Genomic DNA, 24,137 nt, shown 5'->3' on the forward strand with positions numbered 1-24,137 from the left:
CACATATGATGGACGAACCGGCGGGGCTCGGGTAGCCGTGCCGTTATCCTGTTCGCCCGCGCTTTCTTCTGCCGGCTTTCCGATCGGAGCGTTCGCCCGTGCCCGCGTTCTATCTCACGTTTCTGGCAGTTCTGCTCGCGGGGTTTGGTGCGCGGGATCAGATTACCATGGCCTCGCTGGCGCGCGTGCAGGGACAAAGGCCCGGTGTGCTGCTCACAGGGATGGTCTGTGCGTTCCTCACGGCAGGGCTTGCCGCGTGGGCGGGACTGTGGATGCTCGGGCACCTGCCACCACCGGCACGCGGGATATTCGCGGCAATGGCACTGGCGATTGCCGGCGTGGAGTCGCTGCTTGTCGTCCCCCGTAAGACGCTTCTGGAGCCGACGCTGTCGCTTGGCGCGCTGGCGCTAGTTCTCGTCGCGCAGCAGATTACCGATGCGGCGCGTTTCGTGGTGCTGGCGATGGCGGTGGGAATGGCCGCGCCGCTGGTGTCGGGATTGGCAGGGGCTTTTGCCGGCGCGGCACTTGCCGTGCTGGCGTGGAGCCAGCCGGATTGGCTCTACACGCTGTCCGCACGATGGGTTCGTCGCGGCGTGGGGGCAACCCTGATGCTGGTCGCCGCGCTGGTGGCAATCGCAAATCTCGGCATTGGGTGATCGGTAATTTCGATTGAAACAAACCCTTCTGCTTCGGGTTCTTGAGCCTAAATAGTGTGACGCATTGAACAAAGGGGAACGAGACGATGACTTCCAAGGACAACGCCCAAGGCGCGCTGGTGGACAGCCTCAACGGGCTGCTGGCCGATACGCTCGCGCTCTATATCAAGACCAAGAATTTCCACTGGCACGTCAAGGGGCCGCAGTTCCATGACCTGCACCTGCTGTTTGACGCGCAGGCGGGCCAGATCTTCGCACTGACCGACGTCGTGGCAGAGCGTGTGCGCAAGCAGGGCGGCAAGACGCTGACCAGCCCGGATTCGGTTGTCTCCAAGACGCGCATCAAGCCGCAGGATTCGACCGATCTCGATGCCATGGCGATGGTCCGTGAACTCTATGAGGACAACCTCGAATACGTGAAGCGCCTTCGCGAAGTGAAGGAAGCCGCAGGCGAGGCGGGCGACAACGCCACCGACGGGATCGTCGATGACTGGACCGATCAGGCCGAGGAACGCGCATGGTTCCTGCGCGAAATCATCGCCTGATAACACTTGCCCGGTCTCGCGTGCTAACGCTTGCGAAACCGGCTTCGCGAGATGCATGGGGAGTGCTAGGCACTCCCCATATGTCCGACACCCAGATACCTGCCGTCACCATCGTTGAACACGCTGACGATGCCGCCATTGCCCGTTGGTTCGCCGATCGCCTGAAGCACGCGCTGGCTGCCACTGATGGCCCGATTGCGGTGACAGTGCCCGGCGGTTCCACGCCATTTCCCATTTTCGATATCCTCGCGCACGAAGATCTCGACTGGTCGCGGATCGCGGTCTGGCCGGGCGATGATCGCATCGTCGAGGAAAGCCATCCGGCTTCCAACGTGGGCAAGATCCGTGCTCGCCTCGAACCGGTGGGAGCGGTGATCGTGCCGCTGACCGAAGAAGCTGTCCCGCCTCATTTCACCATTGCCTGGTTGGGAATGGGCGCGGACGGGCATATCGCCTCGCTCTTTCCCAACACCGACCCGCAAGTGGATGATCCGCAGGCCGTGCGCCGTCTTACGCCCGATCCCTTGCCGCCCGAGGCGCCTTTTGACCGGGTGAGCCTGACGATCCCTTCGCTCATCGACAGTGACGAGATGATGTTCGTCATTCGCGGCGACGAAAAACGTGCGCTGTTCGACGCCGCAGTGCAGGGAGAGCACGACCTGCCCGTGTCGCGGCTTCTGAAAGCGGCTACCGGGAGGATCACCTGCTTCTGCTGACGCGGGGCAGGCGGCGGCAAGTCAACTGCTGACGGGGCAGTCGCAGAAAGCGTAAGGCCAAGCGGAACAGGGGTTTTTGCATATCCGCCGGGCGTGCCGTCGGGGGCGCGGGCGGGAAAAGTGAAAACTGCACTCTGTCCGTCGCAAGTCGGCTTGTAGGGCGGTGATCCTTGGCGTTTAACACCGGAATGGATCATTTTCTGACGCTCCGGCTTCGTCGCGGGATTGCCCGTCTCGCTTCCATCGGCACCACTGGTGTTGTCGGACTGGCGATGTCGCTGGGCGCTACCATGTCGCCCGCAACTGTGCTGGCCGTTCCCAATGTGCCCAACCGTGCTCCGGCACTTCCGCCCCAGGTCGCTTGCGATCGCCCGGTGATGCCAGCGGGCGGCCATGTGTTCTACATGGATCCGGTGCGGGGATCGGACAGCGGCGATGGATCGCGTGCGCATCCCTGGCGAAACTTCGGCGCTCTCGTGAGCAAGCGCAAGCTGGGCGAACGCTTGCGCAGTTCGATGCGGCTGCCGATGTTGCCGGATGGCGCACAGCCGGGCGTGTTCTACCGCGAGCAGGCCAACCCTGACGGGAAGGTCGTCGGCGGCGATACGATCCTGCTGGCATCGGGCGATTATGGCGAACTCGTTCTGAACGGAATCGTCAATAAGCGCTTCATGCGCATCGCGGCCGCGCCTGGCGCCCGTCCGGTCTTTACCCGGATCGTTACGGCGTTTTCCTCGCATATGATCTTGCAGGGGCTTGTTGTGCGAGGGCCGATGGGGCCGAAATCGACGCGTGTGCTCGTTGGTGCGGCGCCTCAGAACGAGTTCATGCCCGACAATCTGGTCTACGATCACATGGATCTGGGCGCCAGCGCCCCCATTGCCGGGCACGATCCGCAGGACTGGTACGACAATGCGCCCAACGGCGTGATGATGCGCGGCGATTGCATGACGATCAGCAACAGCCGCATTCACGATGTGCGCACGGGTGTTGGGATCATTCGCGGTCGTGACGATCAGGTTCTGAACAACCGTATCTCCGGTTTCTCCGACGATGGCATCGACTTCAGCGGCGATCGTCTGCGGATTCGCGGAAACTGGATCACCGATCACTGGAACAACAACGGTGCCCTGCATCCGGACTGCATGCAGGGGCAATCGAGCAGTTGGCACTGGCCCTATTCCGGGCTGACGATCGATCACAATGTCTGCATCGATCACACCAGCGAACGCGCCGTTCCGGACAAGGAGGTGATGCAGGGCATTTCGATGTTCGACGGCGTGTGGAAGAATATCGTCATTACCTGTAATCTGGTACTGCCACGCGCTTACCATGGGATCGCGCTTTACGGCATGGACAACGCGCGCATCGAGAACAACGTCGTTGTCGGAATGGACCCCAAGGAGCCTTCGTGGATCATGGCGTTCTACTCGAAGGAACAGAAGGCGCCGCGCGGTGATGTGATCCGGGGCAATTGGGCAACGGGGTTTCCCAATGCAGATCAGGGGAAGGCCGGCACTTTGGCGGGACTCAAGACCGGCGAACTGCATATGAAGGACGGTGGTTCCGCCGATGAACTCTCGGTGACGATGGCGAATAATACGCTGGCGGTCTGGCCGGGCACCAAGGTCAGTGCGCATCTCGATCCCAAAGTGAAGATCGTGCGCATCGATGGGCCGGCCAAGCCGATGTCGGTGCCAGAGGCCTTGCGTCGCTATCCCCTGCCTGCCGCCTGTCAGAAAACCTGACGGGTACGATCGTCCTCGAATGTCTGAGGGCCGATGGCCTCAGAACTCAGAACAACGAGGGTTGATCAGGCGTACTGCCGGGTGCGGCATCATCAGTGCCGAGTGCGGATAGTGTCAGGCCCATCAAACGGACCGGCTGGGGCAGGGGCATCAGTTCTGCCAGCAAGGCATGCGACAGGTCTGCGAAATCGCTGCTGGATGTGACCGGTTGCGGGACCGACCGCGCCCGCGTGATCGTGCGGAAGTCGGCGTAGCGCAGCTTGAGCGTAATGGTGCGACCATGGGCCTCGGCGCGTTCGATCCGGTCCCATACCGTCTCGATGATATCGTCCAGCGTGGCGCGCAGCGCGTCTGCGCCTGAAATATTCTGCGCGAAAGTGCGTTCGCCACCGAGTGACTTGCGCGGCCGGTTCGCGCGGACCCGGCGCAGGTCGACACCTCTGGCCGCCCGGAACAGGTAATCGGCGAAGCTCCCGAAATGGGCGCGCAGGAAAGCGAGGTCTTTCGCAGCAAGATCTGCGCCGGTTTCTATGCCGAGCCCGGCCATCTTTTCCGCGCCGCGCGGCCCGACGCCATGAAAGCGCCGCACAGGCAGTCCGGCCACGAAAGCGGCCCCTTCTCCGGGACGGATCACGCACAGGCCATCGGGCTTGTGCTGGTCGCTGGCGAGCTTGGCGAGGAACTTGTTGTACGAGACCCCGGCACTGGCGGTGAGCTGCGTCTCCTCGCGGATGCGGCGGCGGATTTCCTGCGCGATCCGCGTGGCAGAGCCGATCCCTTTCAGATCGTCGGTCACGTCAAGATAGGCCTCGTCGAGCGAGAGCGGTTCGACGTGCGGCGTATAGTCATGAAAGATCGCACGGATCTGCTGGCTGACGGCGCGATAGACCTCGAAGCGGGGCTTGCGAAAGATCAGGTCCGGGCACTGGCGTGCCGCGCGCGTGGAAGGCATGGCCGAGCGTACGCCGAACTTGCGCGCCTCGTAGCTGGCTGCCGCGACCACGCCGCGCCCTGACGATCCGCCGACCGCCACCGGCTTTCCCCGCAGCGAGGGATCGTCGCGCTGCTCGACGCTGGCGAAAAAGGCATCCATGTCGACATGGATGATCTTGCGCAGGCCGTCAGCCTCGTCATCCTCTTCGCTGGATTGCGTTGCTGTCATGTTCTGGTTTATAGCCATTCCTGACGGAAATGCGAGGCATCTCGAGACTCGCAACCGTCCTGCAATTGATGCATTGGCACGCGCATGGAATCGCACTCCCCCCAGACCCGTAGTTTCCCCATCGGCGAATTCGAATTCGTGGCGATGATGGCCGGCTTCCAGATGCTGCAATCGCTGGCGGTGGACGTCATGCTGCCGGCGCTGGGGACGATTTCGCGCGATCTGGGCGAGACCGACCCCAATTCCCGCCAGTACATCATCGGGGTGTTCCTGATCTTCAGCGGCCTTGGCACGCTGGTGCCGGGCGCGCTGGCGGACCGTTTCGGGCGCCGCCCGGTCATTCTCGGGGCCTTGTGCGCTTATGCGGTCAGCTCGCTGGCCTGCGCAATTGCGGGCAGTTTCGAGCTGCTGCTGATCGCCCGCGCCGTGATGGGCCTGTTCGCCTCTGCCATGATGGTCATGCCGATGACGATCCTGCGTGACCGTTTCGAGGGCGACAAGATGGCGCGCACCCAATCGCTGGTGGCGATGGTGTTCATGGTGATGCCGATGATGGCGCCGATGATCGGCCAGACGGTGCTGCTGTTCGCCAGCTGGCGCTGGATCTTCGGCATCATGGCCTCTGTCAGCGCGCTGGTGTTCCTGTGGACGATCCTGCGTCTGCCCGAGACCCTGCGAGAGGAAAACCGCCAGCCGGTGCAGATCGGCGTGATCGGACGCAACATGGTGAAGGCCTTCACCGTGCGCGAGGCCTTCGGCTATTTCCTCGGCGCGGCCTTCGTGCAGGGGGCGCTGTTCGGCTATCTCAACAGCGCGCAGCAGTTGGTGGGTGAGCACTTCGGGATGGGCACGCTGTTCCCGGTGGTGTTCGGGACGATGGCGCTGATCATGGCGAGCACGAACTTCATCAATGCGCGCATCGTCGAGAAGTTCGGCGCGCGCCGCGTCAGCCATGCCGCGATGATGGTCTATATCGTGACCGCCGTGATCCATCTGGTGCTGGCATGGCACGGCGAGGGGTTCTGGACCTTCGCGCCGCTGATGACGATCTCGATGTGCATGATGAGCTTTATCGGTGCCAACTTCCAGGCGATCTCGCTCCAGCCTTTCGCGCGCATGGCGGGGGCTGCGGCCTCGGTCATGTCGTTCGTGCGCATGGTGCTGGGTTCGGTGCTGGGCGCGCTGATCGGGCAGGCCTACGATGGTTCGGCGGTGCCGATCATGGTGGCGATGGTCGTCTGCGGCTCGGTCTGCATCGGCCTGGTACTGTTTTCCGAGCGCGGGCAGCTGTTCCGGCGCCTCAATCCGCCGGGCTTCTACAAGGGCAAGATCTCACCTGCGGGTATCGAGGGGGCGGAATAAAAAAGGGAGCCGGAAGGCTCCCTTTTTGTTGGAGTGACGAGCTTCGTCAGACCCTGCGGCCACGGAACAGCTGCACGAGGCCGACGACAATGGCGACGATCAGCAGGAGGTGGATTGCCCAGCTGGCGACGTGGAACACGACGAAGCCGAGCAGCCAGAGGACCAGCAGGATCGCGGCGATGGTGAAAAGCATGGGATTGTTCTCCTTGGCATCCTGAACACCGAAACGCACGATCCGTGCGTCAGGCTCCCGCGACAAATGCCGCTATTGCCAAAATGTTTCCAAGGACACGTAGCCCAGGCGAATTACGCGCATTTGCCTGATTGCTCGGGGGGAGAGGACTGGTGCGGTAAAATCCGCATTCCGCGAATTTTCAACGGAACTCTCAGGCCTTGCGGACCAGTTCCAGCAGTTGCGGGCGTGAAATCACAGGATGCGGGCGCAGGGCAGGGGCGCGGTGCTGGGCCTCGGTGAAAGCCGAGGTGACGAAACGCAGTTTCTGCATCTTGGTGGTCGTCACCCGGTGGTCCCAGGCGTGGGCACCGCGCGCCTCGACCTCGCGGGCAATCGCGCCATAGATGTTCGCGGCGGACAGGATCGCCCAGCGCTGGCGAAAGGCGAGGCGCGCCGCGCCGACGCGGGCAGAGGCCTCGTACTCGTAGGCAAGCGCACAGGCCCGTGCGACCTGCGGGACCAGCGCGTGGCGGTAGTGCGGCTTGGTCACTTCGCCGGGGGGAATATCGGCCTCCACCAGCCACTCGACGGGGAGGTAGCAGCGCCCACGAGCATCGTCTTCCCACACGTCGCGCACGATATTGCCCAGCTGGAAAGCGATGCCGAGGTCGCAGGCGCGGTCAAGCGTATCGTCATCCTCGGGCGAGACGCCCATCACCGCCGCCATCATCACGCCGACCGCCCCGGCGACGTGATAGCAGTAGCGCAGCATGTCGCGTTCGCTGCGCGGGCGCCAGTCGGCAGCGTCGAGCGCGAAACCCTCGATCACGTCCGGCGCGACGTCGCGGAGCAAGGGCACTTCGCGGGCGAGCACCCCGAAGGCGTCGAAGGCAGGCGTCCCGGTCGGCTCGCCCGCCAGCGCCAGTTCGGTGAGCGTGCGGATGGTGGCGAGCCGGGATTCGGGATCGAGCGTGGTGCCGACAGGGCGCGGCGCCGGGGCGCGGCCATGGTCCTGATCGTCGGCAATATCGTCGCAGGCGCGGCACCAGGCGTAGAGCAGCCAGACCTTTTCGCGGGTCTTGCGGTCGAACAGGCGGCTGGCGGCGGCAAAGCTTTTCGATCCCTTGCGGATCGAGCGATGGGCCGCGCGGACAAGCGCGGCCCGGCTCGGCAGAGTGGGGCTGCTGGCAGGGATGGGAAGGCTCCGGCGTTGTTGGCGTCGTCGGCGGTAAGGTACTACAAACCGTAAGAAATCAAAGCGTCGAAGGATCCATCGCGACAATCGGCGTGATCGGCGCCTGATGGCGCATCAGGTCGAGCAGCGGAGCGAGTTCGGGCGCGTCGAGGATGATCCCCTGATGCGCCGGACGCACGAAGCCGACCTCGGCCATGTGACGGTTGAAGGCGAGCAGGCCGTCGTAGAATCCGAAGGCGTTGAGCACGCCGATCGGCTTGGCGTGATAGCCCAGCTGCGCCCAGCTGACTGCCTCCCACAGCTCGTCCATGGTGCCGACGCCGCCGGGCAGCACGACGAAGCCGTCCGACAGGCGGGTGAAGGCGGCCTTGCGCTCATGCATGTCCTTGACGATGTGCAGTTCCGTGCAGTCCCGGTTGGCGACTTCGCCGCCCTTGCCGTTCTCGCCCACCAGCGCTTCGGGGATCACGCCGATCACTTCGCCGCCCGCATCCAGCGCGCCGCTGGCAGTCGCGCCCATGAGGCCGAGGCGCCCGCCACCATAGACGACGCCGATGCCCTGTTCGGCCAGAGCCTTGCCGACATCGTAGGCCAGCTGGACATAGCGGGGATCGGAGGGGGTGGCGGAACCGCAATAGACGGCGAGGCGCTTCATGATGGGAGTACTGCTTTCAGTTTGACGGGAGTGCCTTCGGGCATGTCGCGCATCTGGTGCGCAACCTGCCCGGTGAAGGAGATGAGCTGCGTCAGCGGCAGCTTGATGAAACTCTGTATGTCATAGGTGTCGTTCAGCATCGCCTCGGCGGTGCGGGCGTAGACCTCGTCGGGCGCGGTTGCACCCAGCCGTTCGCGGACCGCTGCAACCAGCGCCTCGGCGCGCCAGACCAGCTGGACTTCGGGATCGGCGAGGTACTGTTCGGCCTGTGCCTCGGTGCCGAGGCGCAGCAGTTCGCGGGTGTCGGTGTCGAGGTAATGGACCGTGCCGTCCGCGTCCGCCACCACCAGATGACCCATACGGCTGACCATCAGCACGGTTGCGAAATCGACGCCGGTCCAGCCCCATTCGCGCTTGAGAGTACGCAGAACCGCGCTCATTTCAGGTCTTCCACGATCAGCCGTGCGGTGGCCTTGGCGGAGGCGACGACGCCGGGAATGCCCGCGCCCGGATGGGTGCCCGCGCCGACCATATAGAGGTTGCGCAGCACGTCGTCGCGGTTGTGGGCGCGGAACCACGCGCTCTGCGTCAGGATCGGCTCCAGACTGAAGGCATTGCCTTTCCAGGCGTGCAGGTCATGCTCGAAATCGAACGGGGTATAGTGGAAGCTCGTCACCAGCCGGTCGTCGAGGTCCGGGATCAGGCGGCGCTTCACCTCGTCCAGCACCCGGCGTTCCAGCTGCGGGCCAACGGCCTTCCAGTCGATCGGCAGCTTGCCCAGATGCGCGACCGGGACCAGCGCGTAGAACGTGCTCTTGCCCGCAGGCGCCATCGAGGGATCGGTGACGGTCGGGTGGTGGAGATAGATCGAGAAGTCGCGGGGCAGCACGCCATGCTCGAAGATATCGTCGAGCAGGCCCTTGTAGCGCGGCCCGAACAGGATCGAGTGGTGCGGGATGCCCGGCCATTTGCCCTCGATCCCGAAGTGGACGACGAAGAGACTGGGCGAAAAGCGCTTGCCGGTCAGCTTCTTGGCCATCTGCTGGCCACGCGGGGTTTCGGAAAGCAGGGTGCGGTAGGTGTGGACGAGATCGCCGTTCGAGGCGACGGCATCGAAGCGCTCGCGCCAGCCGCTGACGGTTTCCACCTCATGCACGCGGTCGCCCACGGTGTGCAACTGCGTCACCCGGTCGGCAAGGCGCAGGCGGCCGCCGAGGCGCTCGAACAGGCTGGCCATGCCCTGTGCCAGCTTGTTGGTGCCGCCTCTGGCCCACCACACGCCGCCGTCCTTTTCCAGCTTGTGGATCAGGGCGTAGATCGCGCTGGTGGTCATCGGGTTGCCGCCGACCAGCAGGGTGTGGAACGAGAGTGCCTGACGCAGATGCTCGTCCTTCACGAACGAGGAGACCATCGAATAGACCGAGCGCCACGCCTGATAGCGGGCCAGCGCGGGCGCGGCCTTGACCATCTGCGAGAAGTTCAGGAACGCCTCGGTGCCAAGGCGCACGTAGCCTTCGTGATAGACGCCCTCGGCATAGCGCACGAACTCGTCGTAGCCGCCCACGTCCTGCGGGGCGATCCGGCTGATCTCGCGGCGCAGCGCGGGCTCGTCGTTGGAATAGTCGAAGGTGACGCCATCTGGCCAGCCGAGGCGGTAGAACGGCGAGACCGGCATCAAATCCACATCGCGGGCGATGTCCTGATCGGTCAGCGCCCATAGCTCGCGCAGGCAGTTGGGATCGGTGATGACGGTGGGGCCGGCATCGAAGGTGAAACCCTCGCGCTCCCACACATAGGCGCGGCCACCCACCTTGTCGCGGCCCTCGACCAGCGTGGTGTCGATCCCGGCGCTCTGCAGGCGGATGGCGAGGGCAAGGCCGCCGAACCCGGCGCCGACGATGCAGGCTTTCTTCACCGCGGGACTTTCGGGCTGAGTGTGCAAAGATCGGGCGTGCGAAGACCGGGCATGCCAAGATCGGCGAGCGGAGCACCGCCACCCAGCAGGCTGGCGGCAGCGGCGATCACCGGCACCGGCGGCCTGCCGGACAGGACACGCACCATGTCGGCAGGCGTCGAGGCGCCTGCGTAGAAGCGTTCGATCAGGCTTTCGGGCAGGCGATAGAACCGCTCAAGCATGCGATAGCGCGCGTCTGGCCGCGCGGCAGCAAAGAGCATGCGCGTCAACATCCGGTAGAAGCCTCCCCGGCGCCAGTTTCGGTGCGACCATGCATGACTGAACCTTCCTAGGGCCATCCCGTCCGGGTTGTCGAGAGTGGTCAGGTAGGTAGCGAACATGACAGCTTGCGGAAACGAGTACGAGGTCAGCGGATGGGCCAGCCCGGCGCGCACGCCCGCACGGGCGGTGCCGTGTTCGTCGAGAGCATGCCAGAACGCGGGGAAATCCCCCTTGGCGATCACCGGCAGGACGCCGGTTTCCTCGTACCCGATGCGTGCGACGGGCCAGCCTTGCCTCTGGGCATAGCGGGCGATCCGGTCGCGCAGGGCGGGAGGGTCGAGGTCCGGGCTGTCCGAATAGTAGGTGTCCTCCACGAAGACGTCCCGCTCGCCGAAGGGCAGGCAGTAGACGAAGCGATAGCCGTCCAGCTGCTCGACACGGGCGTCCATGACGACCGGGCGCGTCAGGCCGTGGGGGTGGGACAAGTGCAGCGTCTGCCCCATGAACTTCTGCCATCCGCCTGCCATGTGGGGCAGCGCGCCCGCACCGCGCGCGTCGATCACGGCATGCGCGCGCAGCACCCTGCCATCGTGCAGCGTCACCGTCTGCGGCGTGATTGTGTCTACCTCGACCCCGGTCAGGATACGATCTGCCGGAAGTGCGGCACGCACCGCCGCATCCAGCCGGGCGGAGGTTACGGCGTGATAGGCCGTATGGAGCTGCCGCGAGTGCGCGGGAAAGTGGACGTCGTACCCCTCCCAGCGCGCGACGATCAGCGGCTCGATCCAGTCCCTGTTCGCAGGTGCGATATCGCTGCCGAAGAACGACCAGACATGCTCTCCGCCCAGTGTTTCTCCGCGTTCCAGCAGGGTGACGGGAATATCCGGTCGCCTTGCCGCCATGGCCAGCGCGATCAGCCCGCCGGACAGGCCACCGCCGACCACTATCAGGCCAGTTCCCTCGTTCATGTCCGTCGTTGTGCTGTCCATGCTTTTCATGATGTACGACCGGTGTGTTCACCGGGCAACTTGGCAGTCGTTGTGCGTTGCGGCATGATGCGGTGATGAAGACTTTGACGATCAGCGATGCAACGTCGGCAGACGCCGAAGCCATCGCCGCCATCTTTGCGCATTATGTGCTCGAAAGCACGGCAACTTTCGAGACGGTCCCGCCTGACGAGCCAGAGATCGCCCGCCGAATCGCGGCGGTGACGGGGGACGGTTATCCGTTCGTCGTCTCGCGCGACGAAGAGGACGGGCAGATCCTCGGCTTCGCGTTCGGCACGCGCTATGCCCCGCGCGTTGGCTATCGCTATGCCGTGGAGACGACGATCTATGTCCGGCCGGACTGCGTGCGCCACGGCATCGGCTCGGCACTGCTCGATGCCCTGATCGAAAGCTGCGAGGCACGCGGGCTGCGGCAGGCCTTTGCGATTATCGCCGAATCCGAACCGGCTTCCGTTATCCTTCACGCGCGCCACGGATTCCGGCCGGTGGGCACGCTGGAGGGAGCGGGGTGGAAGCATGGCAAGTGGCTCGATGTCTTCATCATGCAGCGGGCTCTCGGGGCTGGCAAGGATACCCTTCCGGAAGATTGATTGCGTTTACAAACTGTTGCAGAGGCGTTGCAACCGCATGAAGGCTTGCGTGTTAATCGCAGGATGGCACCCGACCGGCAGAGGATCGGTGCCGACAAGGTAACAGGGATCGATAATGAAGACCAAACAGGCATTCCGTGTCCTTTGCGGCACCGCGCTCGCCGCCACCGCCGCGCTGGCTGCGGTTCCCGCGTTCGCCCAGTCCTCCACCGACTCGTCCGCCAGTATTTCCAGCGACGCGTCGGTAACGGCGCCGACGAAGAACGTGCTCGCGGGTAACCACGTCACGATCGGCGTGGGTGTGGCCTATACGCCGAGCTATGACGGCTCGAACAACATGAGCGCCACGCCGTTTCCCGCCATCCAGGCGCATCTGTGGGGCATCGACGTCAATCCGCGTCCGGGCGGTGTCTCGCTTGACCTGATCCCGTCGCCCGACGACGCCAAGGTCAGCTTCAATCTCGGCCCGGTCGCCACCTATACCGGCAACCGTGCCTCGGGATCAAGGACCCGGTGGTGCGCGCGGCGGGCAAGCTGGATGTCGGCATCAACGTGGGCGGCAACGCGGGCGTGAACTTCAACAAGCTGCTCAATCCCTATGACCAGCTGACGGTCGGCGCGGACGTGCTGTGGGACGTCAACGGCGCGTCGGGCGGCATGCAGATAAACCCGAACGTGACCTACAAGACCCCGGTCAGCAAGGCCGCGCTGGTGATCCTCAATGTCGGCGCGCGCCATGTCGATGACGATTACGCCAAGTACTATTACTCGGTGAACGCCACGCAGAGCGCCAACAGCGGGCTGCCGCTCTACAACGCCAAGGGCGGCTGGGACAGCTGGCACACCGCGATGATCGTGGGCTACGACCTGTCGGGCGACTTGCGCGACGGCGGCTTCGAAGTGTTCCTTTTCGGCAACTACATGCGCATGCTGAACGACGCTTCGGCAACGCCCTATACCTCGATCCGCGGCAGCGCCAATAACTGGACCGGCGGCGTGGGCGTGGGCTACACGTTCTGATCCTCTTTCGCGGCGGCCTTTTCCGGTGCCAGGGCATCGGGCGAGGCCGCCGCGACGATCGCTTTCAGCGCGGCAATATGCGCTGCGAAGGCCTTCCGTCCGGCTCTGGTAAACATCGCCCAGGTGCGCTGCCGCCCGTCCATCGGCGATTTCTTCAGCGTCACGTACCCCGCCTCGACCAGCGCGGAGAGATGCTTGGACAGCACCGAATCCGATACGCCCGCGATCTCGCGCAGCCGGGCGAATTCCACTTCCGTCGTCTGGGCCAGCACCGCGCCGATCTGCAATCGCGCCGGGGGATGGAGCACCATGTCGAGCTGGCTCATCGGTCCATCCCGCCCCGCAGCTCGCGCAAGTACAATCGCTGGAACACCACGCTCCCGCCGCCTGCCAGCAGCCCTGCGATCACCGCGATGCCCAGCCGCGTGAAGATCGAGAGCCCGCTTTCCTTCGCGTATGTCTCGGCGAAGATCAGCACCAGCATCGTACCCAGCAGCGCGAAGACCAGCGGCCGCGTGGCACCGCGCCGGTAGCCGTTGACGAAGGTGCCGCTGCGCGCCCGGTCGTAGCGCACGAGCAGCACGACACCGGCCATGCACATCGCCACAATCGCGCCGGTCAATACGGTCGGCAGGCCGGGGGCCAGCACCATCGCGCCCATCAGCAGCCCGAAAGCCGCGTGCCGCCACGGCGGGCAGGCCTTTGCCTGTACGTCCGCCAGCCGGTTGCCGGCTTCCTGTGCCGAAGCGAGCGCGGCTGCCGCCGTCTGCCGATCGATCCCGTCGCTGTCCATCGTGACCTGCCTTCCCGAAATGACTTTCCAATGTGGAAAGAGATGCGCTTCACTTTCCGATTCGGCAAGTGATAATTTTCCAGTCTGGAAAGTCATTCAGCCAAGGTCATTGGGGAGCACCTCCTGCACCCGCGCTCGCAGGGCGGGGAGCAGCTCCGCTTCGAACCACGGGTGCTTCGCCATCCATATCCGGCTGCGCCAGGCCGGGTGGGGCAGCGGGATCACGCCCTCGGGCGCGTCCTGCCAGCGCGCCACCGCTTCGGTGAGGTTCCTGGCAAAGCCGCGCGGCAGGTAGCGTTTCTGGGCATATTGGCCGACCAGCAGCGTCAGGCGCACCTGCGGCATCGCGGCGAGCAGCGGTGGATGCCAGCGCGGCGCACATTCGGGGCGCGGCGGCTTGTCCCCGCCACTCGCCTTGCCGGGATAGCACAGGCCCGAGGGCATCTGCGCGATTGTCGACACATCGTAGAACGCCGCCTTGTCGAGCCCGAGCCAGCCGCGCAGCCGGTCGCCGCTGTCATCGTCCCAACCGATGCCGCTGGCATGGACCCGGCTGCCCGGCGCCTGCCCGATGATGAGCATCCGCGCGCTTTCGCTTGCCGCCACGAAGGGGCGTGGCGCGAACCCGAGCGCGTCTTCGCACAGCGTGCAGGCGCGGATCTCGGTCAGCAGGGTATCGAGCGGGGCGGTCATGGCCGGGCGAGATGGCGTCGCCCGCGAACACCTGCAAGGTGACAGGTGGTTGACACAGTTGACACGGTCCAGAGGGAAAGTGTCACTTTGCCGCCCCAAAGTGTCACCTTGCGCAGAAAACCGCCATTTTTACGTGCGTACAGTGTTAACATCGGTGTCGCTTTAGCGACTTGATCTGTCACCTTGCGGGAGGCGCGATTTCGGAAGAGGCAGGAGGCATGCATGGCGCAATCCTACCGCAGCGGGCCAAGTGTAGGAAATCGGTTTGGCGACGGTGGGGAGATGCCATTGCCTCGAAGGTCTTCCCAATGCCGCTCAGCCTGAGCTTGTCGAAGGCTGCGCGCGAGGATGGCCGCCATGCCCGACATCTTGGCAGGTTTGCGGGGTCATGATCGAGCCTGACCTTGTGTCTTTTTCAGCAGGTCACACGGCATCGCGCGGCCTTCGACAGGCTCAGGCTGAGCGGGTGGGGGAGGCAGGGCGCGGTGACGGGCGCGATGCCCTGTCACCCCAAGCCCCTCTCCATCCAGCGCGCACTTGCGCCGTATCCCCTGACTTTGTCGGCAAGCGCCTGCGACATCGCGCCCTCCGCGAAGCCCAGCGCTCGCCAGTAGGGGGCGGCACCTTCGACCGCGATCAGCTGGGCGCGGGGCAGGCCGTCGCGCGCGGCCATCGCGAGGGCCTGTTCGACCAGCCGCCGCCCGATGCCCGATCCGCGCGCGGCCTGCGACACCGCAAGGTCGTGGAGGAACAGCACTTCGGCGGTGCCCTCTGTCGTCAGCACCGCGCCGACCAGGGGCGGGGCGCTGTCCTGCCAGCCGTGGGCGAGGAGATAGGCGATCAGCGTGTCGTCCCGCTCGGCAGCAAGACAATAGCTGGCGGGCAGTGTCAGGCGGCTGGCAAAAGCCTCGGCAGGCTCGACCAGAAACGCCGGATAGGCCACCTGCTGGATCGCCAGTGCGGCGGGCAGATCGTCCAGGGTCAGAGGCCGGATAGTGATGGCGGGCTCGCTCACGCAGGCTGTTCCTGTGCGCGCAGCCACCCGGTGATCGAGAGCCGTCGCCGCGCGGCAGATGGCGCAACGTAGGAGACGCTGTGCGATTGCGGTACGGCCAGCAGGTCGAGTGTGTTGAACGCGGGCGCCACGCCCTCGAAGCTGCCGTTTTCGCCGTGGAACATCAGCAAGCCGCCCCATTCCGCTCGCCAGCCTGCATTGAGGCTGAGCACGAAAGCCGCGCGGCGATCCTTGCCCGCGACGTTATCGGTGTGGGCGGTCAGAAAGTCGCCGGGCGCATAGGCGGTCGCCTGCGTATCGGCGAAGCGGATGTCCTCGTGCCCGGTGATCTGCCTGAGAAACGACAAAGCCGCCTCGCTCGACAGCCAATCGGCAAAGCGCGCGAGGATGTCGGTGCTGGCCGCGCGCGCGGCTTTGCCATCGGGGACGCGGACCGTCTCGTAGCGATACTGGAAACCCTCGCGCGCCTGGGCATGGATGGCACCATCCAGCGCCTCGCGCTGATCCTGCGTCATACTCTCGCGGGCAGGGCGGTCGAGTTCGTAGAGCTTGCTGCCGCTGTTGAAGACCTGTCGCCAGTCGGTGCGGGCGTCAAGGTCAGTCAACAGCCGTTGCGGGCCGTCGTTGCCGAGGAAGCCGGCGATGCGAACCCGGCAGCGCTGGCGGTAGACCTCGCCGAGATGTTCGGGATTGAGGGCGGGATTGAGCGTGAACGGGTCGGCAAGCATGGAGGCGGCTCTGTCAGGTGGTCAGCCTATCTGCATCAGCGAAGATGAATAGGGCGCGACCAGACCTTGCGCGCGGTCCCACCCGCCGCGCAGCCACGTATCGTGTGTGTGCGGGTCGGAGGGCAGGATCACCGGCATTGTCTCGCGCCCCTCGGCGCGCAAGGCGGCATTGGCGGGGCAGGTGAGCAGCGCGAAGGAGGGCACCTCGCTGTCCTTCCATACGCCTGCCATGGCGAACAGCGGCTGGTCGCCCGCGCCGATCCACAAGGCGCGGCGCTTGCCGTCGGTGGGCGAGGGGCGGCCCCAGACCATGAAGGCGCTGGCGGGCACGAGGCAGCGGAACTCGCTGTTGCGCAAGTTGCCGATCCAGAACGGACTTTCGGTGTTGCGCACGGTCAGGATGCCGCGCGCGCCGGGCTCTGCCACCGAAGGCGGCGGCGGGACGCCCCACAGGCGCGGGATCAGGCGGCGCGGGGTGCGCGTCTGCGGGCGTGGGCCTGCCACTTCCTCGCGCCCGGCGGTGATGACCGGGGCAAAGCTCATCGCCGAGACAGTTCCGCCCGGCCACGGGTCTGCGCCCGGATCGAGCCCGAAGGCGCGTCCCACGGCGCGGGCCGGGGCATCGAGGCGGTAGAGCACGGTCATCTTGCGTCCGCTCTAGACGCGCGCGCCGGGGCCGTCTATTCTGGCCATCCCCCGGGGAGCCAGCAAGTGGCTGAGAGTTGTGGGTATGCTCCACAAGACCCGTAGAACCTGAACCCGTTAGTACGGGCGGAGGGAGTGGAGCGACGGGTGAAGACCAATCCAGATCTGCGCCCGCAGTCCGTCTCTTGTTCCGTCCATGGAAGAAGAGAGGCATCCATGGCAGATATCAATTCCCCACTCGAAATCGGCGTGACGACCGGCCCCATCCGCGGCAGCCGCAAGATCCACGTCGGTCCCTTACGCGTCTCCATGCGCGAGATCCATCTGGAGCCGGGCAGTGGCGAGGCGCCGGTGCGCGTCTATGACACCTCCGGTCCCTATACCGATCCGGCGGCGACCATCGACATCGCGGCGGGCCTTGCACCCCGGCGCCGCGAATGGATCGTGGCGCGCGGCGATGTCGAGGACTATGCTGCGCGCGCGGTGAAGCCGGAGGACAACGGCCAGCTCGGCCCGGACCGTTCGGGCGGCGTCCCGGCGTTCCCCAATGTCGTCAAGCGCCCCTTGCGGGCGAAGGCGGGCATGAACGTCAGCCAGATGCATTACGCGCGCCGGGGCATCATCACGCCCGAGATGGAATATGTGGCCGAGCGCGAGAACCTTGGCCGCGCGATGCTGAAAGGCCATGTGCGCGACGGCAACGACTGGGGCGCGGCGATCCCCGACTACGTGACGCCCGAATTCGTGCGCGAGGAAGTGGCGCGCGGGCGGGCGATCATCCCCTCGAACATCAACCACCCCGAAAGCGAGCCGATGGCGATCGGGCGCAACTTCCTCGTCAAGATCAACGCCAATATCGGCAACTCCGCCGTGGCGTCGGACGTGGCGGCTGAAGTCGACAAGATGGTCTGGTCGATCCGCTGGGGTGCGGATACGGTGATGGACCTGTCCACCGGGCGCAACATCCACGACACGCGCGAGTGGATCCTGCGCAATTCCCCTGTGCCGATCGGCACCGTGCCGATCTATCAGGCGCTGGAGAAGGTCGGCGGCATCGCCGAGGACCTCAACTGGGAGATCTTCCGCGACACGCTGATCGAACAGGCCGAGCAGGGCGTCGACTACTTCACGATCCATGCAGGCGTGCGCCTGCCCTTCGTGCCGCTGGCGGCCAAGCGCGTGACCGGCATCGTCAGCCGGGGTGGCTCGATCATGGCCAAGTGGTGTCTGGCCCACCACAAGGAGAGCTTCCTCTACGAGCGCTTCGACGAGATCACCGAGATCATGAAGGCCTACGACGTCGCCTATTCGCTGGGCGACGGCCTGCGCCCGGGCTCGATCGCCGATGCCAACGACGAGGCGCAGTTCGCCGAACTCTACACGCTGGGCGAACTGACCAAGCGCGCCTGGGCGCAGGACGTGCAGGTGATGATCGAAGGCCCCGGCCATGTTCCCATGCACAAGGTGAAGGAGAACATGGACAAGCAGCTTGAAGCCTGCGGCGAGGCGCCGTTCTACACGCTCGGGCCGCTCGTGACGGACATCGCGCCGGGCTACGATCACATCACCAGCGGCATCGGCGCGGCGATGATCGGCTGGTACGGCACCGCGATGCTCTGCTACGTCACCCCCAAGGAGCACCTCGGCCTGCCCGACCGCGATGACGTGAAGGTTGGCGTCGTCACCTACAAGCTGGCGGCGCACGCGGCGGACCTTGCCAAGGGGCACCCGGCGGCCAAGGTCCGCGACGATGCCCTGTCGCGCGCGCGGTTCGAGTTCCGCTGGCGCGACCAGTTCAACCTCAGCCTCGATCCCGACACGGCCGAGCAGTACCACGACCAGACACTGCCTGCCGAAGGGGCGAAGTCGGCGCATTTCTGTTCGATGTGCGGGCCGAAGTTCTGCTCGATGAAGATCAGCCAGGAAGTGCGCGACTTCGCGGCCAGGCAGAACCAGCCGGTCGAGACGTTCGTGGCGGCAGAGAGCGCAGAGGCGAACGCCGAGGCGGAGGCCGAGGCGGGCATGGCTGAAATGAGCCGCGTGTTCCGCGAAACCGGCAGCGAACTGTACATGGGGGCAGGCGGGCGCGAGCACGACTGATCGCGTTTTCACCTCGCTTGTCTTCGCAGGTGCAGCATCGAGTGCTATGAATGCGGTCCCCCGGAGACCGCATTCATGCCTCGACGCGATACGACCGACTGGATGAAACTGGCCAGTGACAGTTACTTGCTCTGGGCCGACTCGATGATGGTGGTAGGGCTGCGCACGGCCGAGATGATGGTCGGGCGCGGCACGGCGGCCGAAAACATGCTGATGGTGTCCGAAAAAATGCAGGCCGCCGCCGAACTGGGCGTCAAGCTGGCGGCGGGCGGCCTCGCATCGCCGGAAAGTCAGGCGCACACGGCGGTCCGCCACTATCGCCGCAAGGTCTCCGCGAACCGCCGCCGCCTGACGCGCCGGGTGAACAAGAGCGGAAAATGAGAGAGCGGCTATGACGGCGCAGGTCCATATCGGCGTCGGCGGCTGGACTTATGCGCCGTGGCGCGGCGCGTTCTATCCCGAAGGTCTGCCGCAGGCGCGCGAACTGGCGTTTCAGGGCGAGCACCTGACCGCGACCGAGATCAACGCCACCTTCTACCGCCGCCAGAGCCCTGCCAGCTTTGCCAAGTGGCGCGATGCGGTCCCCGAAGGCTTCCGCTTCGCGATGAAGGGCTCGCGCTACTGCACCAATCGCCGCGATCTGGCCGAAGCGGGCGAGAGCGTCGCCAATTTCATGGCGCAGGGGCTGGTCGAACTGGGCGACAAGCTGGGGCCGATCAACTGGCAACTGGCGGTGAGCAAGAAGTTCGACGCCGACGAGATCGCTGCCTTCCTCGCGCTGCTGCCCGCGACGCACGAAGGACTGGCGATCCGCCACGCCATCGAACCGCGCCACGAAAGCTTCGACGATCCTGCCTTCTTCGACTTGTGCCGCAAGGCCGGTGTCGGCGTCGTGCTGGCCGACAGTCCGACCTATCCGGCCATCGCCGCGCCGGATACGGCATCCTTTGTCTACCTGCGCCTCCAGAACGCGCGCGAGGCCGTGGCGACCGGCTACCCCGAAGCCGAACTCGACCACTGGGCCAGCCGCATCGCGCGATGGAGCGCCGAAAACCGCGAAGTCTTCGCCTTCTTCATCGCCGCAGACAAGATCCGCAACCCCGCCGCCGCCAAGGCGCTGATCGAGCGGGTAGGCGCTTGAGGTCAGCATGGGTGGTTTTATGGGAAGCGGACTTTCGGCAAACGCCCCACGGTGGACATATCTCTCTCCTCTTCAGGGGAGAGATACGAAGGCTTGGCAGCTTGCTGCCTAGCCGTAGTTGAGAGGGGTTAGGTCGCGCGCTCCCCTCTCCCAACCCTCTCCCCTTTAGGGGAGAGGGCTATGACCGCTCCCCACCCATATCGGCCCTTCAATCCCGTCGGGTATCCTGCGGTGACGGACAAGCCCGGTGGTCGAACCCGTCCAATCCTTCTAAAGCGCCTCGATACTTCTTCAACCGGACGGCCCCACTCATGACCTCTTCCGCTGCTGCCGAACTCGCGATCCGGGGGCGCCGTGCGGCGTTCAACCGGGCGATTGCAGAGGGGGATGCGGGCGCGATCGGGGCATTTCTGGCGCGCGACTGCGTGATGGTGACGGGCAGCGACAGCGCGGTGATTTCCGGGCGCATGGGGCAGGTAAAGGTCTGGCGGCGCGAGTTCACCGCGAGCCCGCGAACGGTCTATGTCCGCAGCCCGGAGGCGATTACGGTCTCGGCCAGCGAGCCGGTGGCAATGGAGACCGGGCACTGGCGGGGGTATGCTCTGGGGGCAGAGGATGCGGCGCTCGCTTCGGGCAGCTATGCGGCCAAATGGCGCGATATCGGCGGCGGCGAATGGGTGATCGAGGCCGAAGTCTTCGTCACGCTCGCCTGAGGACAGGTATATCGGACGCGAAAAACCCGGAAAAAACACCGGTACGGGCGTTTTTCCGGGTCTTCGATGTGGTCAGCCGCCGGAGGAGAGAAAGGCGGCGGACCGGGCAAGCTCTCAGTCGTTGGCGGCGAGCGCGGCGGCCTTCACCTGCTCCAGCTTGAAGCGGACCGGGTGATTGTCGAACGTGCCGGTCACGACGTCGTCGCGAACGAAGAGGCGGAAGGGCTCGGCGCCGTGGTTCGCGCTGCCGCGCAGGACCTGGCCTTCGCCTTCGGCTTCGACGGTGTAGGTGTACTCGACGCCATTGCGCACGAACGACTGCTTGGCGGCATCACCCTGTGCAAAGGCCGAAGTGCCGATGGCAGCGCCAGCAAGAGCGGCAACGGCGGCGGCGTACTTGAAGAAAACGGTCATCTGGCAATTCCCTGGTTTGAGAGAGCTTGCCCTTAAGCATCCTGGTATTCTTGCGATCTTATGTTCTGCTTGAGGTCAGAATAGCGATGCAAAGTGGTCGGACAAATGCATTGCAGGATTCTGCAATTGCATAAAACGCACCAACATGTCTGAGTAGTTGTCGCCATTGGATAAATCGGGATGCGCGGTTCGGCGTGGGGGCTCGAAAAAATCGCGTTCGGTTCCGTCGCCGCCGCGTCGCACCTGCGCAAGCCCCACATCGTGAAACTTTTTGGGCCTTTCGATTCGCGAGGGCCTTGCCTGAACCCTGCGATCAGTGCGCGGCGCTGTGCGTCCGGCCTTCGGCGGCGAGGACATCGGCAGCGGCATCGCGCGCGCGGGACGCGGCATCCTTGGCCGCGTCGCCCGAGTCTGATGAGGCTGCCTGACCGGAAGGGGCCTGACCGGGAGCGCCGCTCTGCGCCGGGCCGCTGCCGAAGGCACGGTCGAACGCGGACTGGCCCTGCTGCGCGCCGGACAGGGCTGCGGGCGGCGCGTCCACGAAGCCACGAGGGACAGGCGCGGACTGCTGGCGATAGCCGGGACGGTCACCGTCGCCATCGTCCTGCCAGTTGTCGCCATCGTCCTGTTGCCAGTGGCCCTGACCGCGGCCGCCCCATCCGCGGCCACCCCATCCGTCACCGTCCATCGCTTGCGGGCCGGGCATCACGATCCAGCCGCGCTGGGCAAGCCAGCGCTCGGGTCCGGCCAGCCAGCGGGGCATGCCGAAGCCGCCCTGATCGTCGGCCCCATCGTCGGAATAACTGCCGTCGCCGGCCCGGTCATCGGCGTAACCGCGCCGATCCCCGTCCGCATCGCCGCGATTCTGCTGGGCGTAGCCGTAATCCTGCTGCGAGAGGTCGCCCTGGCCTGTCCGGTCGACGACCATGCCCTGGCTCTGGTCGCCCGGTGCCTCGCGTTGTTCGGGATGCTCGGCGCGATAGGAGGTGAGCGCGGGCGTGGTGATATTGGCGAGCACGATGCCCGCCGCAATGCCGGCGCCCGCCAGCAGGACCAGTACCTTACCCGCCTTCATCTTGTGCCGTTTACCGTATGCCTGTGTGCGTTCATCGTTGCGCGCCCTAGGGACGGCAGGCTGTCGAGGCGCTGAACGGGCCTGAGCGCCGATGCCGGGTGACGCCCGATTGCTGTGCTTACGCTTGTGGAGTATCCTGCGCCATGCTTCGCGCCGCGCTCCTTGTCGCCGCTCTGGCTGGCCTCATCGCCAGCCTTGGCGCGTGCCAGCGCAGTCCGTCCGCGCAAATGCCGGGCGACCCGGACGACCATCGCCCGTGGAGCGCGATCCCCGCCGATGCCGTGCTGGTCGCCAGCGGCACCGAACCGTTCTGGAGCGCGCGCGTGCGCGATGGCCACCTGACCTACGCGACGCCCGAGCGTCCGCAAGGCGTAACCCTTCCGGTATCGCGCTTTGCCGGGCGGGGCGGCGTGTCGTTCAGCGGCGAGATCGAAGGGCGCGACCTGACGCTGGCGGTCGGACCGGGGCCGTGCAGCGACGGGATGTCCGATCGTCCATGGCCTTACGGCGCCACGCTGCGTCTTGGCGAGCGGGTGCTGAGCGGCTGTGCCCGAAACGGAACCGGGGCCGAAACCGGGGCGGCGAGAGCGCCCGAATCGGCGCCATCGCGCACGCCGCTGCCCTGATCGAGAGCCACCATCCGAGCCTCCCGCACGTCAGGCTGGGGAAAAATCGTGTCGTACCGGGTTGACCGCGCGCGCCTGCATGAGCACCTAGGGCGCGATGAACGACACGACACCTGACAGCCTCATCCCTTACGACGAAATCGTGCAGGAGGCCCTGCGCGCCGTGGTCGGCCGCGTGCTCGGCCAGATCGTGTCGTCGGGCGGGGTTCTGCCCGGCACCCACCACTTCTATATCACGTTCAAAACCGGCGCCCCCGGCGTCAGCGTGCCGCCGGACTTGCGCGCGCGCTTCCCCGACGAGATGACGATCGTGCTCCAGAACAAGTTCTGGGATCTGGCCGTCACCGACGAGGGCTTCACCGTCAGCCTCAGCTTCAACCAGATCCCGGCCAAGCTGGTGGTGCCGTTCTCGGCGATCACCGCCTTCGTCGATCCCGCCGTCGATTTCGGTCTGCAGTTCCAGGCCATCGTCGAGGACGAGGATGAGGAAGACCTCACCGGCACCGCAGGCAACGATGGCGAGGAACGCGATATCGCCTCGCGCATTACGCCTAGCGAGGACGGCTCGAATGTCGTCTCGGTGGACTTCGGCAAGAAGAAGTAAGGCGGGGTCCTCTCGCCCCTGGCAGAAAGACGGGCGATGTTCGGATTCGGAAAGAAGGGCGGGAAGCAACTGACGGAGAGAGCTTCCGAACGGCGCCGTGCCGTGCGAAGCGGCCCGCGCCATGTGAAGGTGCGTGCCGCCGATCTGGAGCCGCCCGAAGGCGCGGATACCTCGCTCGAACTCGCGGGGCCTAGCCCCAACCCGCATACCAACCTTGCCATTGCCGATATCGCCCTGCGGTCGAGTACGTTCCTTGCCCGCCGTGCGGTGGAGCGCCTGCTGCTGGGCAAGACCTATGCCCCGCGCAAGGCGCGCGCGATCCTGAAGGGGCGCTCGCTGCCGCAGTCGATGATCCACGGGATGATCGCGCGTACCGCGATGCGCTCGGTGCCCGGCGCGGTGCTGGTGGGCAGCGGGCTGGTGGTCAAGACGCTCTACGACCGCTCCCGCGCCCGCCGCGCCGCCGCCAAGGGCGAGGCCCGCCTGTCGCGTATGGCGGCGGAAGGCGAAGAAGATTGATCGGCTGTGCCGATCGGGGGCGAGGAAGACTGATCGAAAGCGGCGGCATCTGAGCGCCTCGGTA

At 65.5% G+C, this 24,137-nt stretch carries 30 protein-coding genes and 1 riboswitch; of the genes, 15 read left to right on the top strand and 15 right to left on the bottom strand.

The window, feature by feature from the left end:
* Window positions 1-98: 98 nt before the first annotated feature.
* The 4 genes from CI805_RS05140 (at window position 99) to CI805_RS05155 (ending at window position 3,665) form a co-directional block, all read left to right on the top strand.
* Window positions 99-656, top strand: coding sequence for a hypothetical protein (locus tag CI805_RS05140; protein WP_260926847.1), 558 nt, complete (start codon window positions 99-101; stop codon window positions 654-656).
* A gap of 86 nt (window positions 657-742) precedes the next feature.
* The gene (locus tag CI805_RS05145) at window positions 743-1,201 is read left to right on the top strand and encodes a Dps family protein (protein ID WP_260926849.1); all 459 of its coding nucleotides are present in this window, start codon (window positions 743-745) and stop codon (window positions 1,199-1,201) included.
* An 80-nt stretch (window positions 1,202-1,281) separates the two neighbouring features.
* Complete coding sequence (locus CI805_RS05150) at window positions 1,282-1,917, top strand: 6-phosphogluconolactonase (RefSeq protein WP_409934937.1); 636 nt, start codon at window positions 1,282-1,284, stop codon at window positions 1,915-1,917.
* 188 nt (window positions 1,918-2,105) lie between these two features.
* On the top strand, window positions 2,106-3,665 hold the full coding sequence (locus tag CI805_RS05155) for a right-handed parallel beta-helix repeat-containing protein (protein ID WP_260926851.1): 1,560 nt from the start codon (window positions 2,106-2,108) through the stop codon (window positions 3,663-3,665).
* A 46-nt stretch (window positions 3,666-3,711) separates the two neighbouring features.
* Here CI805_RS05155 and dinB read toward each other — a convergent pair whose 3' ends face one another.
* Window positions 3,712-4,827 carry a DNA polymerase IV gene (gene dinB / locus CI805_RS05160; protein WP_260926855.1) on the bottom strand — a complete coding sequence of 372 codons (1,116 nt, stop codon included), beginning with the start codon at window positions 4,825-4,827 and terminating at the stop codon, window positions 3,712-3,714.
* A gap of 84 nt (window positions 4,828-4,911) precedes the next feature.
* On the opposite strand from dinB, the gene CI805_RS05165 reads away from it, so the two are divergent.
* Window positions 4,912-6,189: a multidrug effflux MFS transporter gene (locus tag CI805_RS05165; protein WP_260926856.1), complete on the top strand. Its 1,278-nt coding sequence runs from the start codon at window positions 4,912-4,914 to the stop codon at window positions 6,187-6,189.
* A 46-nt stretch (window positions 6,190-6,235) separates the two neighbouring features.
* Here CI805_RS05165 and CI805_RS05170 read toward each other — a convergent pair whose 3' ends face one another.
* The 6 genes from CI805_RS05170 to crtY all read right to left on the bottom strand — a co-directional run bounded on the left by CI805_RS05170 (window position 6,236) and on the right by crtY (window position 11,358).
* Window positions 6,236-6,382 carry a lmo0937 family membrane protein gene (locus CI805_RS05170; protein WP_260926858.1) on the bottom strand — a complete coding sequence of 49 codons (147 nt, stop codon included), beginning with the start codon at window positions 6,380-6,382 and terminating at the stop codon, window positions 6,236-6,238.
* Window positions 6,383-6,575: 193 nt separating this feature from the next.
* Window positions 6,576-7,538: a phytoene/squalene synthase family protein gene (locus CI805_RS05175; RefSeq protein WP_260927826.1), complete on the bottom strand. Its 963-nt coding sequence runs from the start codon at window positions 7,536-7,538 to the stop codon at window positions 6,576-6,578.
* A gap of 79 nt (window positions 7,539-7,617) precedes the next feature.
* Complete coding sequence (locus CI805_RS05180) at window positions 7,618-8,214, bottom strand: TIGR00730 family Rossman fold protein (RefSeq protein ID WP_260926860.1); 597 nt, start codon at window positions 8,212-8,214, stop codon at window positions 7,618-7,620.
* Window positions 8,211-8,654 (bottom strand): hypothetical protein, encoded by a 444-nt coding sequence (locus CI805_RS05185; protein ID WP_260926862.1) that lies wholly within the window; start codon window positions 8,652-8,654, stop codon window positions 8,211-8,213. Before CI805_RS05185 ends, CI805_RS05180 begins: the two co-directional genes overlap by 4 nt.
* Window positions 8,651-10,129, bottom strand: a complete 1,479-nt coding sequence (locus tag CI805_RS05190) for a phytoene desaturase (RefSeq protein WP_260926864.1) — start codon at window positions 10,127-10,129, stop codon at window positions 8,651-8,653. Before CI805_RS05190 ends, CI805_RS05185 begins: the two co-directional genes overlap by 4 nt.
* Complete coding sequence (gene crtY / locus CI805_RS05195) at window positions 10,126-11,358, bottom strand: lycopene beta-cyclase CrtY (protein ID WP_260926866.1); 1,233 nt, start codon at window positions 11,356-11,358, stop codon at window positions 10,126-10,128. Before crtY ends, CI805_RS05190 begins: the two co-directional genes overlap by 4 nt.
* A 95-nt stretch (window positions 11,359-11,453) precedes the next feature.
* On the opposite strand from crtY, the gene CI805_RS05200 reads away from it, so the two are divergent.
* The 3 genes from CI805_RS05200 to CI805_RS05210 all read left to right on the top strand — a co-directional run bounded on the left by CI805_RS05200 (window position 11,454) and on the right by CI805_RS05210 (window position 13,007).
* Window positions 11,454-11,987, top strand: coding sequence for a GNAT family N-acetyltransferase (locus CI805_RS05200; protein ID WP_260926870.1), 534 nt, complete (start codon window positions 11,454-11,456; stop codon window positions 11,985-11,987).
* 115 nt (window positions 11,988-12,102) lie between these two features.
* The gene (locus tag CI805_RS05205; protein ID WP_260926872.1) at window positions 12,103-12,561 is read left to right on the top strand and encodes a MipA/OmpV family protein; all 459 of its coding nucleotides are present in this window, start codon (window positions 12,103-12,105) and stop codon (window positions 12,559-12,561) included.
* Window positions 12,504-13,007, top strand: coding sequence for a MipA/OmpV family protein (locus CI805_RS05210; RefSeq protein ID WP_260926874.1), 504 nt, complete (start codon window positions 12,504-12,506; stop codon window positions 13,005-13,007). The genes CI805_RS05205 and CI805_RS05210 overlap by 58 nt, the downstream gene beginning before the upstream one ends.
* On the opposite strand, the gene CI805_RS05215 is transcribed toward CI805_RS05210, so the two are convergent.
* The 6 genes from CI805_RS05215 to CI805_RS05240 all read right to left on the bottom strand — a co-directional run bounded on the left by CI805_RS05215 (window position 12,995) and on the right by CI805_RS05240 (window position 16,881).
* On the bottom strand, window positions 12,995-13,333 hold the full coding sequence (locus CI805_RS05215) for a transcriptional regulator (protein ID WP_260926876.1): 339 nt from the start codon (window positions 13,331-13,333) through the stop codon (window positions 12,995-12,997). The genes CI805_RS05210 and CI805_RS05215 overlap by 13 nt on opposite strands.
* Window positions 13,330-13,800: a hypothetical protein gene (locus CI805_RS05220; protein ID WP_260926878.1), complete on the bottom strand. Its 471-nt coding sequence runs from the start codon at window positions 13,798-13,800 to the stop codon at window positions 13,330-13,332. The genes CI805_RS05215 and CI805_RS05220 overlap by 4 nt, the downstream gene beginning before the upstream one ends.
* Before the next feature lie 96 nt (window positions 13,801-13,896).
* Entirely contained in the window at window positions 13,897-14,493 is a 597-nt protein-coding gene (locus CI805_RS05225) for a uracil-DNA glycosylase family protein (RefSeq protein WP_260926880.1), read from the bottom strand.
* A gap of 505 nt (window positions 14,494-14,998) precedes the next feature.
* On the bottom strand, window positions 14,999-15,508 hold the full coding sequence (locus CI805_RS05230) for a GNAT family N-acetyltransferase (protein WP_260926881.1): 510 nt from the start codon (window positions 15,506-15,508) through the stop codon (window positions 14,999-15,001).
* Window positions 15,505-16,236 (bottom strand): 2OG-Fe(II) oxygenase, encoded by a 732-nt coding sequence (locus CI805_RS05235; RefSeq protein ID WP_260926883.1) that lies wholly within the window; start codon window positions 16,234-16,236, stop codon window positions 15,505-15,507. Before CI805_RS05235 ends, CI805_RS05230 begins: the two co-directional genes overlap by 4 nt.
* Before the next feature lie 21 nt (window positions 16,237-16,257).
* A complete protein-coding gene (locus CI805_RS05240; RefSeq protein ID WP_260926885.1) occupies window positions 16,258-16,881 on the bottom strand; it encodes an SOS response-associated peptidase family protein in 624 nt (207 codons plus the stop codon).
* Window positions 16,882-16,923: 42 nt separating this feature from the next.
* Window positions 16,924-17,033, top strand: a riboswitch (TPP riboswitch).
* A 64-nt stretch (window positions 17,034-17,097) separates the two neighbouring features.
* Here CI805_RS05240 and thiC point away from each other — a divergent pair.
* The 4 genes from thiC to CI805_RS05260 all read left to right on the top strand — a co-directional run bounded on the left by thiC (window position 17,098) and on the right by CI805_RS05260 (window position 20,835).
* On the top strand, window positions 17,098-18,981 hold the full coding sequence (gene thiC / locus CI805_RS05245; protein WP_260926887.1) for a phosphomethylpyrimidine synthase ThiC: 1,884 nt from the start codon (window positions 17,098-17,100) through the stop codon (window positions 18,979-18,981).
* A 75-nt stretch (window positions 18,982-19,056) separates the two neighbouring features.
* Complete coding sequence (locus CI805_RS05250) at window positions 19,057-19,362, top strand: hypothetical protein (protein ID WP_260926890.1); 306 nt, start codon at window positions 19,057-19,059, stop codon at window positions 19,360-19,362.
* A gap of 10 nt (window positions 19,363-19,372) precedes the next feature.
* On the top strand, window positions 19,373-20,122 hold the full coding sequence (locus CI805_RS05255; protein ID WP_260926891.1) for a DUF72 domain-containing protein: 750 nt from the start codon (window positions 19,373-19,375) through the stop codon (window positions 20,120-20,122).
* Window positions 20,123-20,433: 311 nt separating this feature from the next.
* Window positions 20,434-20,835 (top strand): YybH family protein, encoded by a 402-nt coding sequence (locus CI805_RS05260; protein ID WP_260926892.1) that lies wholly within the window; start codon window positions 20,434-20,436, stop codon window positions 20,833-20,835.
* Window positions 20,836-20,949: 114 nt separating this feature from the next.
* Here the strand turns inward: CI805_RS05260 and CI805_RS05265 are convergent, their stop codons facing one another.
* On the bottom strand, window positions 20,950-21,249 hold the full coding sequence (locus tag CI805_RS05265; RefSeq protein WP_260926893.1) for a hypothetical protein: 300 nt from the start codon (window positions 21,247-21,249) through the stop codon (window positions 20,950-20,952).
* Between the two features lie 313 nt (window positions 21,250-21,562).
* Window positions 21,563-22,324: a hypothetical protein gene (locus CI805_RS05270; RefSeq protein WP_260926894.1), complete on the bottom strand. Its 762-nt coding sequence runs from the start codon at window positions 22,322-22,324 to the stop codon at window positions 21,563-21,565.
* Between the two features lie 143 nt (window positions 22,325-22,467).
* Between CI805_RS05270 and CI805_RS05275 the strand changes: the two genes are divergently transcribed.
* From CI805_RS05275 to CI805_RS05285, 3 genes are all read left to right on the top strand, one after another.
* Complete coding sequence (locus tag CI805_RS05275) at window positions 22,468-22,950, top strand: COG3650 family protein (protein WP_260926895.1); 483 nt, start codon at window positions 22,468-22,470, stop codon at window positions 22,948-22,950.
* 97 nt (window positions 22,951-23,047) lie between these two features.
* Entirely contained in the window at window positions 23,048-23,554 is a 507-nt protein-coding gene (locus CI805_RS05280; RefSeq protein WP_260926896.1) for an SspB family protein, read from the top strand.
* 36 nt (window positions 23,555-23,590) lie between these two features.
* Complete coding sequence (locus CI805_RS05285; protein WP_260926897.1) at window positions 23,591-24,073, top strand: hypothetical protein; 483 nt, start codon at window positions 23,591-23,593, stop codon at window positions 24,071-24,073.
* Window positions 24,074-24,137 lie beyond the last annotated feature (64 nt).

Origin of the sequence: Novosphingobium sp. 9, from assembly GCF_025340265.1 — a bacterium.
GTDB lineage: Bacteria > Pseudomonadota > Alphaproteobacteria > Sphingomonadales > Sphingomonadaceae > Novosphingobium.